This window comes from Pseudomonas sp. P1_F1_2 (genome assembly GCF_056405815.1).
In genome coordinates this window covers 38,308-50,152 of record NZ_JBFUBK010000040.1, presented here as the reverse complement: position 1 = coordinate 50,152, position 11,845 = coordinate 38,308, and the positions used below count along the sequence as shown (strand labels likewise).

11 protein-coding genes are annotated in these 11,845 nt (G+C 57.7%); 4 read left to right on the top strand and 7 right to left on the bottom strand.

Going from position 1 to position 11,845, the window contains the following annotated elements; translation table 11 throughout:
* From AC1D2P_RS14190 to map, 7 genes are all read right to left on the bottom strand, one after another.
* Nucleotides 1-405 (bottom strand): aminotransferase class V-fold PLP-dependent enzyme (locus AC1D2P_RS14190; RefSeq protein WP_477811475.1); only part of this gene is annotated, 405 nt, incomplete at its 3' end.
* Between the two features lie 137 nt (nucleotides 406-542).
* The gene (dapD, locus tag AC1D2P_RS14185) at nucleotides 543-1,577 is read right to left on the bottom strand and encodes a 2,3,4,5-tetrahydropyridine-2,6-dicarboxylate N-succinyltransferase (RefSeq protein WP_109786014.1); all 1,035 of its coding nucleotides are present in this window, start codon (nucleotides 1,575-1,577) and stop codon (nucleotides 543-545) included.
* A 33-nt stretch (nucleotides 1,578-1,610) separates the two neighbouring features.
* On the bottom strand, nucleotides 1,611-1,973 hold the full coding sequence (locus tag AC1D2P_RS14180) for an ArsC family reductase (protein ID WP_046029180.1): 363 nt from the start codon (nucleotides 1,971-1,973) through the stop codon (nucleotides 1,611-1,613).
* A 317-nt stretch (nucleotides 1,974-2,290) separates the two neighbouring features.
* Nucleotides 2,291-3,031: a zinc metalloprotease gene (locus tag AC1D2P_RS14175; RefSeq protein WP_109786012.1), complete on the bottom strand. Its 741-nt coding sequence runs from the start codon at nucleotides 3,029-3,031 to the stop codon at nucleotides 2,291-2,293.
* Nucleotides 3,032-3,284: 253 nt separating this feature from the next.
* Complete coding sequence (gene dapC / locus AC1D2P_RS14170; protein WP_109786011.1) at nucleotides 3,285-4,484, bottom strand: succinyldiaminopimelate transaminase; 1,200 nt, start codon at nucleotides 4,482-4,484, stop codon at nucleotides 3,285-3,287.
* 153 nt (nucleotides 4,485-4,637) lie between these two features.
* Nucleotides 4,638-7,340, bottom strand: coding sequence for a [protein-PII] uridylyltransferase (locus tag AC1D2P_RS14165; RefSeq protein ID WP_046029186.1), 2,703 nt, complete (start codon nucleotides 7,338-7,340; stop codon nucleotides 4,638-4,640).
* A gap of 45 nt (nucleotides 7,341-7,385) precedes the next feature.
* Complete coding sequence (gene map, locus AC1D2P_RS14160; protein ID WP_046029187.1) at nucleotides 7,386-8,168, bottom strand: type I methionyl aminopeptidase; 783 nt, start codon at nucleotides 8,166-8,168, stop codon at nucleotides 7,386-7,388.
* Between the two features lie 371 nt (nucleotides 8,169-8,539).
* Here map and rpsB point away from each other — a divergent pair, with 371 nt between their 5' ends.
* The 4 genes from rpsB to frr all read left to right on the top strand — a co-directional run bounded on the left by rpsB (nucleotide 8,540) and on the right by frr (nucleotide 11,839).
* Nucleotides 8,540-9,277 carry a 30S ribosomal protein S2 gene (gene rpsB / locus AC1D2P_RS14155; RefSeq protein ID WP_477811474.1) on the top strand — a complete coding sequence of 246 codons (738 nt, stop codon included), beginning with the start codon at nucleotides 8,540-8,542 and terminating at the stop codon, nucleotides 9,275-9,277.
* Between the two features lie 191 nt (nucleotides 9,278-9,468).
* Nucleotides 9,469-10,332 (top strand): translation elongation factor Ts, encoded by an 864-nt coding sequence (tsf, locus tag AC1D2P_RS14150; protein ID WP_027604480.1) that lies wholly within the window; start codon nucleotides 9,469-9,471, stop codon nucleotides 10,330-10,332.
* A 209-nt stretch (nucleotides 10,333-10,541) separates the two neighbouring features.
* A complete protein-coding gene (gene pyrH, locus AC1D2P_RS14145; protein WP_003172271.1) occupies nucleotides 10,542-11,285 on the top strand; it encodes a UMP kinase in 744 nt (247 codons plus the stop codon).
* A complete protein-coding gene (frr, locus tag AC1D2P_RS14140) occupies nucleotides 11,282-11,839 on the top strand; it encodes a ribosome recycling factor (RefSeq protein WP_046029188.1) in 558 nt (185 codons plus the stop codon). Before pyrH ends, frr begins: the two co-directional genes overlap by 4 nt.
* Nucleotides 11,840-11,845: the final 6 nt, after the last annotated feature.

Below are 11,845 nucleotides of genomic sequence, written 5' to 3'. Positions count from 1 at the left end.
CTCGCGGCGGTGTGCCAGTTGCTGCCATGGCAGCAGGTTGGCGTGATGCTCCAGAGCGCTGATGACCAGCTCATCGCCCGGTTGGAAAAGATGTTCCAGGCCGTACGCCAGGAGGTTCAGCGCTGACGTCGCGCCGTGGGTAAAAATAATCTGCCCGCAATCGCCGGCATTCAGCCATTGCGCGACTTTGCTGCGGCTGGCCTCGAACGCCTGGGTGGCATGGGCGCCGGGCAAGTGTTGCGCCCGATGCACGTTGGCCGCGCCGTTGGCGTAGTAATGCGTCAGGGCATCCAGCAGGGCTTGAGGTTTTTGCGTGGTGGCGGCGTTGTCCAGATAGGTCTGGTCTTGCCGTTGCAAAGCGGCGATGGCCGGAAAATCGGCGCGCCAGGGAGAGGGGATCATCATGTTATTCGGCCCTGGTAAACATGGGCGGGTAGACGCCTGACCATGTAGGAGCAGAGCTTGCTCGCGAAGCTTTTTGGCGGCCTTAAGGGCCCCATCGCGAGCAAGCTCTGCTCCTACACAGGTGATCGTGACGAAGCTTAGTTGTGAGCGTGCAGCGCTTCGTTCAGTTCGATGGCCGATTTGTGGGTTTTGCATTCCACGGCGCCGGTCTCCGAATTGCGACGGAACAACAGGTCAGGTTGACCGGCCAGTTCACGCGCCTTGACGACTTTGACCAGCTTGTTGTTTTCGTCCAGCAGCGCCACTTTGGTGCCGGCGGTCACGTACAGGCCAGACTCCACGGTGTTGCGGTCGCCCAACGGGATACCGATACCGGCGTTCGCGCCGATCAGGCAGCCTTCGCCGACCTTGATCACGATGTTGCCGCCACCCGACAGGGTGCCCATGGTCGAGCAACCGCCGCCCAGGTCCGAACCCTTGCCGACGAATACGCCTGCCGAAACACGACCTTCGATCATGCCCGGGCCTTCGGTGCCGGCGTTGAAGTTGACGAAACCTTCGTGCATCACGGTGGTGCCTTCGCCCACGTAGGCGCCCAGGCGGATACGTGCCGCGTCAGCGATACGTACGCCGGCGGGTACCACGTAGTCGGTCATTTTCGGGAACTTGTCCACCGAGAACACTTCCAGCAGCTCGCCGCGCAGACGGGCTTCCAGTTGATGCTCGGCCAGCTCGGCCAGGTCGATCGCGCCCTGGCTGGTCCATGCCACGTTCGGCAGCAACGGGAACACGCCGGCCAGGTTCAGGCCATGTGGCTTGACCAGGCGGTGGGACAGCAAGTGCAGCTTGAGGTAAGCCTCAGGCGTGGAAGTCAGTTGAACGTCTTCGGCCAGAATCGTCGCGACCAGCGGCTTGTGGCTCTCGGCCAGGCGGGTCAGCAGTGCAGCCTGGGCAGCGTCGACGCCTTTGAGTGCCTCGGCCAGTTGCGAAGCCTGGGCCGTGCTGAACGCGATGGCCTGATTGCCTTCGGTGTAGCCAAGAACAGGCGCGATGGCGGCGATGACTTCAGCCGATGGATTCAGGACAGGGGCGGCGTAGAACACTTCCAGCCATGCGCCTTGACGGTTTTGGGTGCCGACACCGAAGGCCAGGCTGAACAGGGAATTGGACATGTGAATACCTCTAACAAAATTGAACGGGCTGGCTTACTTGAGCGCTGCCGCGTAGATATCTGGCTTGAAGCCAATCAGGGTTCGGTCACCGAGATCAAGCACCGGGCGCTTGATCATCGAGGGTTGTGCGAGCATCAGTTCGATGGCTTTCGACTGGTCGAGATCGGCTTTGCGTTCGTCGTCGAGCTTGCGAAAGGTCGTGCCTGCACGGTTCAACACCACTTCCCAACCGTGCTCATCGCACCATTGGGTCAGGTGTTCACGGTCGATGCCGACCGCTTTGTAATCATGGAAGTCATAGCTGGCAGCGTGTTCATCGAGCCAGGTGCGCGCCTTTTTCATGGTGTCGCAGGCTTTGATGCCGAAAAGGTGCAACGTTTTGCTTGAAACGGTCAAGGAATTGCCCCCTTTGCAGGTGCTGGGAATCGAAGGTGACGGATTATGCCATGACCGGACGGTTTCGCGTCGGCTGTGGTCGGGTTTGTCCGTTCGTCATGACGATCAGGGGTGGTGTGCGTCATTGAAGTAACGGCCAGCCTGCAGTCTAAGCGGCTAATATGGCACTTCAATGCTGTCGATTGCATCGCCTCAGTCGTCATCACCCGATGGGCGATGACGTACTCAGGGAAGTATTAGGGGGGATTGGATTTAAGTGAGGCGAAACCGGGTCAGGTCAAATAACTTTCAACTAATCAACAGTGTCCGTCACTTGTTTATTCAGGGTAAGGATAAGCCTCGGCCATGAACGCCTTGTCCTTTTCACTGATTGCCAAGTTCAGGAATATTTTAAAGTCGCCGTGGGTCCAGGCCTGACGGATTTCGTAGTGCATGATCGACTTTGGATCATAGGGCGAATAGTTGACTTCGCTGGGGTCGAGCAAGTTGAAATAGCGATCATCAACGGTCTTTCGTCCAAAGTAATTTTCATCGGCGTCTTCAGGTACCCCGTGGTCTTGATAGACCGCAGGCTTGTTCCACGGAATATTCGATTCAGGGTGCAGGTGCTCGTGCTGGGCGCCCAATGCATGACCAAACTCGTGCATGACGTAGTGGGCGAAAAGCCGAGGCTGAAGCATCCAGTCCGATATCACCATGGTTGGGCCTTCTACTGTCAGCAGAGCGTCGGTACCGATGTTGGACCAGTAGGTTGCCGGTTCAGTGCGAATACGGATATCGCCGACTTCACCGTCGACGAAGTCGAATTTGAGGTTGATATAGGGCAGCCAGTTGCTGGCAGCCGCCTTGACGCCATCCTTGAACGCTTGATCGCCGTTCAGAAACGCAATGCGCAACGTGCGGCCGGGGGCCCAGAATTTTTTGTGGCTGCCGACGGCGCGCTTTTGCCGACCCGATGCCGAGGTGGGGCGATTGGCAGGGTTCTCGGAGACCGCGACGTCGTAAGAGGCTTGCATGTTGTCTGGCTGTTTGGCGACGCAATTATGTGCGTTGTTCATGTGAACATCCTTGTTGTCATTAAATTAATGTATCTGTTTTATTTTGAAGAAGGTGTTGTTGTAAGGGGGGGTAAAATTTACATGGCCGCAAATAAGGCGTTGTGAATGCCTTGTCGGCACTTGCGGGTGAGCGGTTCTGTTTTGTTCGGCTTGGAGATTAGTGGTGTATGTGGCGTGGCGTAAAGTTGCTATGTGTTAGTTGCTTTTGCAAATAAGACCTGCACCGCGTTGCACGGTACAGGCCTGTTGCTTATTACTTGTTGCGAGTTACAAAGTTTCGAATGCGTTCTGCCGCTTCAACACATTCCGCCAACGGCGCAACCAGTGCCATGCGCACTCGACCCGCGCCCGGATTGGCCCCATCGACGTTACGGGATAGATAAGAACCCGGCACCACCGTTACATGTTCTTCGACAAACAGGTCACGGCAGAACGCTTCGTCATCGCCTTCAACATTCGGCCACAAGTAGAAGCCGCCGTCCGGGCGCTGTACGTCCATCACCGGGCTGAGGATTTCCAGCACGGCATCATATTTCTCGCGATACAGCACACGGTTGGCGCGCACGTGCACTTCGTCATTCCACGCGGCCACGCTGGCCAGTTGGGTTTGAACCGGCATCGCGCAACCGTGGTAGGTGCGATACAGCAAAAAGCCCTTGAGGATGTCGGCATCGCCCGCCACGAAACCCGAGCGCAGGCCCGGCAGGTTGGAGCGTTTGGACAGGCTATGGAACACCACGCAGCGCTTGAAATCCTTGCGACCCAGTTCCACGCAAGCGCTGAGCAGGCCGGCCGGCGGCGTTTGCTCGTCAAAGTACAGTTCGCTGTAGCACTCGTCAGCGGCGATTACGAAGTCGTATTCGTCGGCCAGAGCGATCAGCTTTTTCAGCGTCTCGACCGGAATCAGTGCGCCGGTCGGGTTGCCCGGGGAGCACAGGAACAGGATCTGGCAGCGCTTCCAGATGTCGGGCGAAACGGCGTCGAAGTCCGGGTTGAAGCCGTTTTCGTCAAGGCATGGCAGGTAATGCGGCTTGGCGCCGGCGAGGAACGCAGCACCTTCGTAGATCTGATAGAACGGGTTCGGGCTGACCACCAACGCGTCTTCGCCACGGTTGACCACGGTTTGGGTGAAGGCGAACAACGCTTCACGGGTGCCGTTGACCGGCAGCACGTTGCGCGCCGGGTCGAGCCAGCCGCCCGGAACGCTGAAACGCCGTTCGCACCATGCGGCGATGGCTTCGCGCAGGGCCGGGATGCCGAGGGTGGTCGGGTACACGGCCATCTGATCCAGATTGCTGGCCAGGGCTTCGGCGACAAAGCTTGGCGAGCGGTGTTTCGGCTCGCCGATGGACAACGCGATAGGGCGCTTGTCCGGGTTTGGCGTGACGCTGCCGAGCAGGGCGCGGAGCTTCTCGAACGGGTAGGGCTGCAACTGGGTCAGAGCGTTGTTCATCGGGGGCCTCGTTCAATGTGGGCGCTGGCTTTTGTAGGAGCCGGGCTTGCCCGCGATGCAGGCGCCTCGGTTTGTCAGGTGCACCGAGGTGATGCTATCGCGGGCAAGCCCGGCTCCTACATAAGCGTTTTCCCACAGGGAAAGTTGGTTAATTCAGATACTGAGTCGTGACAGTTTGATATCGGGTTCGTGGCTGACGCTCAGTTGTTCAACGATTGCATCCTGCAAGCGGCTGCACAGCAGCGGGTCAGACAACTGCTGGTTATTGGCGTCGGTAATGAAGAACACGTCCTCCACCCGCTCGCCCAGCGTGGCAATCTTGGCGTTTTGCAGCGACAGGTCGAACTCCAGGAAGATCGTGCCGATCCGCGCCAACAGGCCTGGACGGTCGGGGGCGGTGAGTTCCAGCACGGTCACCGGACGTTGAGCGTCGTTGTGAATCGTAACCTGGGGCGCAAAGGCAAAATGCTTGAGCTGGCGCGGCACCCGGCGCTGAATGATGGTCGGGTAGTCGTCCGGGTTGCGCAGGGCTTCGGTCAGTCCATCACGGATCTGTTTGACCCGCGCCGGGTTATCACCAATCGAGTCGCCGTCGGTGTCGAGCACAATATAGGTGTCGAGGGTGAACTGGCTGCTGGAGGTGATGACCCGGGCGTCGTGAATGTTCAAGTTGAGCTGGTCCATCGCCGCCACGGTCACGGCGAAGAAATCGTGTTGGTCCGGCGCATAAATGAAGATCTGAGTGCCGCCCTCGAACTCGCGCTGCGTGGTTTCCTTGATCAGCACCAGCGGCCCGCCGTCGGCAGGTTGTTGCAAGATCGCGTCGGTGTGCCAGGCGACGTCGCCAGCGGTGTGGCGCAGGAAATAGTCATCGCCTAGTTGTGACCACAGCTGTTCGACATCGTCCGGATCGTTTCCGCCGCGCACAAGGATGTCCAGGGCGGCGCTCTGGGTCTGACGGATCTGCATTTCACGATCCACCGGATTTTCCAGGCCGCGGCGCAGGGCGCGCTTGGTCTCGGTATACAGTTGGCGCAACAGGCTGGCGCGCCACGAGTTCCACAGGGTCGGATTGGTCGCGTTGATGTCGGCTACGGTCAGCACGTACAGATAATCGAGGCGGGTTTCGTCACCGACGGCCTGTGCGAAATCGTGGATCACCTGCGGGTCGGACAAGTCCTTGCGCTGGGCGGTGGTCGACATCGCCAGGTGGTTTTGCACCAGCCAGACGATCAGGCGGCTGTCCCACACCGGCAACTGATGGCGTTGGCAGAAAGCCTCTGCATCCACCGCGCCGATTTCCGAGTGGTCGCCATGGCGGCCCTTGCCGATGTCGTGGTAGAGCCCGGCCATGTAGATCAGCTCGGGCTTGGGCAGCTTGGCCATGAGCTTGGCGGCCAGCGGGAATTTTTCCGATACCTGGCTGTACTGCAACTTACGCAGGTGTTTGATCAGGTTCAGGGTGTGCGCGTCGACCGTATAGATATGGAACAGGTCGTGCTGCATCTGCCCGACGATCAAGCCGAACTCCGGCAGATAGCGCCCGAGAATGCCGTAACGGTTCATCCGGCGCAGGTTGCGGTGGATGCCGATCTTGCACTTGAACAGCTCGATAAACAGGCTGGTGTTACGAATGTCGTTACGGAATTCGTCGTCGATCAGGTGACGGTTCTCGCGCAGCAGACGGATGGTATCGGCGCGCACGCCTTTGATTTCCGGTTGCTGGGCCATCAACACGAAGATTTCCAGCATGGCGAACGGCGTACGACGGAACACGTTGTCGTTGCGTGCCTCGATATAACCGTCGTGCAGCTGGAACCGCGAGTTGATGGGCTGCGGCGGCGCTTCATCGTCCGGGGCGAGGATGACTTCTTCGAAGTGCTGAATGATCAGGTCGCTGAGCTGCGCAATGCTCATGACCACCCGGTAATACTGCTGCATGAAGTTTTCGATGGCTTGCTTGGCGTCATCGCCAACGAAGCCCAGCAGCCCGGCAATCGAACGCTGGTGATCGAACAGCAAGCGATCCTCGGAGCGACCGGCGAGCATGTGCAGCGCGTAACGGACCTTCCACAGGAATTCCTGGGACGAGGCGAGCAGGGCGTTTTCACTCTCTACCAGAAAACCTTCGCCAGCCAGTGCACGCAGGTTCAGGGTGCCGTATTCACGACGGGCTACCCAGAGAATCGTCTGGATGTCCCGCAATCCGCCCGGCGAGCCTTTGACGTTGGGTTCCAGGTTGTATTCGGTGTCGTTGTATTTGTGGTGGCGGGCCTTCTGCTCGGCGCGCTTGGCCAGGAAGAAGTCCTTGCTCGGCCACATGTGCGCGGTGCTGGTGACATCCAGCATGCGCTGGCGCAGGCGCTCAGGGCCACAGATGGTGCGGCTTTCCATCAGGTTGGTGACCACCGTCAGGTCGGCGCGGGCCTCAACGGCGCACTCGTCCACCGAGCGCACGCTCTGACCGACTTCCAGGCCGATGTCCCAGAGCAAGGTCAGAAAACGTTCGATGGAATCGCGGAAAACTTCGTGGTCGGCGCTGTCCAGAAGGATCAGCAAATCGATGTCGGAATAAGGGTGCAGTTCACCGCGACCATAGCCACCGACCGCGACCAGCGCGATGTCGGCGTCTTCACTCCAGTTAAACTGCTCCCAGGCCTTTTGCAGGATGTTATCGACGAACCAGGCGCGGTCCTCGATCAGCCGGCGAATGTCGCGGCCGCTGCGAAAGCGCCCGTCGAGCACCTCGCGGGCCTGGCGGATCGCCTTCTTGAAGGCTGAAATCGGGCTTGCCTTCAGGGCCAGTTCAGCCTGGAACTGGCCGCGGTCGAAGAGTTCGGGATCCACCTGCGGCATCGATTGGCTTTCCTGTCTATAAGGCTGAGAGCTTTGCGGAACGGATCAGGCCGAAACGCGCGCGATGGTGTCGTCGGCGCGCAGGGTGAAGATCTCGTAACCGGTTTCGGTAACCAGCAGGGTGTGCTCCCACTGGGCCGACAGCTTGCGGTCCTTGGTGATCGCGGTCCAGCCATCGCCCAGCACTTTGGTGTCGGCCTTGCCCTGGTTGATCATCGGTTCGATGGTGAAGGTCATGCCCGCCTTGAGTTCCATGCCGGTGCCGGCGCGGCCGTAATGCAGGATCTGCGGCTCTTCGTGGAACACTTTGCCGATACCGTGACCGCAGAACTCGCGAACCACCGAGAAACCGTTCTTTTCCGCGTGCTTCTGGATGATTTCGCCGATGTCGCCAAGGCGGCAGCCGGGTTTGACGATTTCAATCGCCTTGTACATGCATTCCTGGGTCACTTGCGACAGGCGCTCGGCCCAGACCGGCACGGTGCCGACGTGGAACATGCGGCTGGTATCACCGTGATAACCGTCCTTGATGACGGTGACGTCGATGTTCAGCGTGTCGCCATCCTTCAGCGGCTTCTCGTTCGGAATGCCGTGGCAGACAACGTGGTTGATCGAAGTGCAGATCGACTTCGGGTAACCCTTGTAGTTGAGCGGCGCAGGAATGGCTTTCTGTTCGTTGACGATGTAGTCGTGGCAGATGCGATCCAGCTCTTCGGTGGTAATGCCCGGTTTGACATGTTCGGCAATCATTTCCAGCACATCGGCGGCCAGTTTGCCGGCGATGCGCATTTTTGCGATGTCCTCTGGGGTTTTGAGGGTGACGGTCATACAGGCTCTCTCTGCGCTCAATGGCGCTTGTCAAAACGAAATGGGCGGTGTGCGATTGATCTGCGCAGCCCTGAAAAACCTGATTCTATCAGACGATCAGCGCAAATCTGAGCCTCAGTGCTTAGCATCTCTCTATAGATAGGCGCATTCTTGATGATTCCAAGGGGCGATTTAAGACGCGCGTCCGGATTTGAGAATCCGGGTTCCGTTTTTGCGAGCCTTGTGGTATAAAATGCGCCGCTTTCCGGGGATACCCCGAAAGGCTTAAATCCACACACGTGTCGACACGATGACCTGGGTGCCTTCAGCTGATGCTGCTGGTTGGTCATTGGGATACGTGGAGGCCAAACCCGACTTATTAAGGAACTATCATGTCCCAAGTCAACATGCGCGATATGCTGAAGGCCGGTGTGCACTTCKGTCACCAAACCCGTTACTGGAACCCGAAAATGGGTAAATACATTTTCGGCGCGCGTAACAAGATCCACATCATCAACCTTGAAAAAACCCTGCCAATGTTCAACGAAGCTCTGACTTTCGTAGAGCGTCTGGCCCAGGGCAAAAACAAGATTCTGTTCGTCGGCACCAAGCGTTCCGCTGGCAAGATCGTTGCTGAAGAAGCAGCACGTTGCGGTTCGCCGTACGTCGATCACCGCTGGTTGGGCGGCATGCTGACCAACTTCAAAACCATCCGTGCTTCCATCAAGCGTCTGCGTGACCTTGAAGTGCAAGCCGAAGACGGTACTTTCGCCAAGCTGACCAAGAAAGAAGCGCTGATGCGCACTCGCGATCTTGAGAAGCTCGATCGTTCCCTGGGTGGTATCAAGGACATGGGCGGTCTGCCAGACGCACTGTTCGTTATCGACGTTGATCACGAGCGCATCGCGATCACCGAAGCCAACAAGCTGGGCATCCCGGTTATCGGCGTAGTCGATACCAACAGCAGCCCGGAAGGCGTTGACTACATCATCCCAGGCAACGATGACGCAATCCGCGCTATCCAGCTGTACATGGGTTCGATGGCTGACGCTGTAATCCGCGGTCGCAACCACGTTGCTGGCGGCACCGAGCAGTTCGTTGAAGAAGCTCCGGTAGCAGCAGCTGAGTAATTGACGCCTTGGCGTTGACTCAGTAAGCAAAAAGGGGGCTTGGCCCCCTTTTTGCCACCTCGAAAACCGTTTGTCGGCCCCGCACTTGCAGAGCTGTAACGTGCAGCGGCTTACAACGGTGGTTCGGGAAGAATTGATCGCCCGTTCGATCGGGTGGAATGGTTGAAAACCTATCCAAGAGGATTTTGAAAATGGCAGCAATTACTGCAGCGTTGGTTAAAGAACTGCGTGAGCGTACCGGCGAAGGCATGATGGATTGCAAGAAAGCCCTGGAAAAGGCTGACGGCGACATCGAAAAAGCCATTGATGATATGCGTGCTTCCGGCGCAATCAAGGCTGCCAAGAAAGCAGGCAACGTGGCTGCAGAAGGCGCTATCGCTCTGAAAGAAGACGGCAAATCTGCTGTTCTGCTGGAAGTAAACTCGCAGACTGACTTCCTGGCCCTGCAGGACGACTTCAAGGCATTTGTTGCTGCTAGCGTTGAAAAAGCGTTCGCCGACAAACTGACTGACGTCGCTCCGCTGATCGCCGCTCAAGAAGCTGATCGCCTGGTATTGGTTGGCAAGGTTGGCGAAAACGTCAACATCCGTCGCCTGGTACGCGTTGAAGGTGATGTTGTTGGTGGTTACCTGCACGGCAACAAGATCGGTGTTGCAGTTGTCCTGAAAGGCGGCAACGTTGAACTGGCCAAAGACATCGCTATGCACGTAGCGGCCAGCAACCCAGAGTTCCTGCTGCCTTCGGAAGTTTCTGCCGAAGCGATCGAGCGTGAAAAAGCTGTGTTCCTGCAGCTGAACGAAGAAAAAATCAAAGGCAAGCCAGAAAACATCGTTGAAAACATGGTCAAAGGCCGTATCAGCAAGTTCCTGGCCGAAGCCAGCCTGGTTGAGCAGGCGTTCGTCAAGAACCCTGAAATCAAGGTCGGCGAGCTGGCCAAGAAAGCCGGTGCTGAAATCGTTTCTTTCACCTACTTCAAGGTAGGCGAAGGCATCGAGAAGCCAGTCGACAACTTCGCTGAAGAAGTTGCCGCTCAACTGGCTGCTGCCAAGCAGTAAGACGGTTTTTTAACTGTCGCCCTGAAGAGGCTGCCCGCTTACGCGCGCAGCCTCTTTTCAGATGGGGCACCAATTTTTAATTGGTTTCCCTTTGGAACTGGCTTACAAAGCCATGTTCCGATGGCGCTGAAGCAGCGCCAAGCTAGAGTGAGCGCAGCTGTAAACAGCTCGCAAAGAATTTTTAAAATACGCCGCAGGAGAGATTCGCAATGGCTCAGCAGGGCAGTGGTTATCAGGCTCGCTATAAACGCATTCTACTCAAGCTTAGCGGCGAGGCCCTGATGGGCTCGGAAGAGTTCGGGATCGATCCGAAAGTTCTGGATCGCATGGCGCTGGAAGTCGGCCAATTGGTCGGCATCGGTGTTCAGGTCGGTCTGGTGATCGGTGGTGGTAACCTGTTCCGCGGTGCGGCGCTGAGCGCGGCCGGCATGGATCGGGTAACTGGCGACCACATGGGCATGCTGGCCACTGTGATGAACGCCCTGGCCATGCGCGATGCGCTGGAGCGTGCCAATATCTCGGCCATCGTGATGTCGGCCATTTCCATGGTAGGCGTGACCGATCACTATGATCGCCGCAAAGCCATGCGCCATCTGAACGCCAAAGAGGTCGTGATTTTCGCGGCCGGTACCGGTAATCCGTTTTTCACCACGGATTCGGCAGCTTGCTTGCGAGCGATCGAAATCGACGCCGATGTCGTGCTCAAGGCGACCAAGGTCGATGGCGTCTACACCGCTGACCCGTTCAAAGACCCGCATGCCGAGAAGTTCGATCATCTGACTTACGATGAAGTGCTGGATCGCAAGCTGGGCGTGATGGATCTGACGGCTATTTGCCTGTGTCGCGACCACAAGATGCCGTTGCGCGTCTTTAACATGAACAAGCCCGGCGCCTTGCTGAACATCGTGCATGGCGGCGCTGAAGGGACCCTGATCGAGGAAGGCCAACAATGATCAACGAAATCAAGAAAGACGCTAAAGAGCGTATGCAAAAATCCGTGGAATCGCTGGCGCACAACTTTGGCCGTATCCGTACGGGCCAGGCGCACCCAAGCATTCTGGAGGGTGTGATGGTTCCTTACTACGGTTCCGACACGCCGATCAAGCAAGTGGCGAACATTACTGTCAAAGACGCCCGTACCCTGCAAGTCGTTGCCTTTGAGCGCAACATGCTGGGTGCTGTCGACAAAGCCATTGGCAGTGCCGGTCTGAACCTGAACCCGACCAACCTGGGTGAATTGCTGCTGATCAGCATGCCGGCCCTGACTGAAGAAACCCGCCGCGGTTTCACCAAGCAGGCTCGCGATGTCGCTGAAGACGCCCGTGTTGCAGTGCGCAACATCCGTCGTGATGCGAACAGTCAGCTCAAGGACCTGGTCAAGGAAAAAGAAATCAGTGAAGACGAAGAGCGTCGTGCCACCGGCGAGATTGATGATCTGACCAAGAAATTCGTGGCTGAAATCGACGCGAAGCTGGCAGAGAAAGAAAAAGACCTGATGGCCGTATAAGGGTCG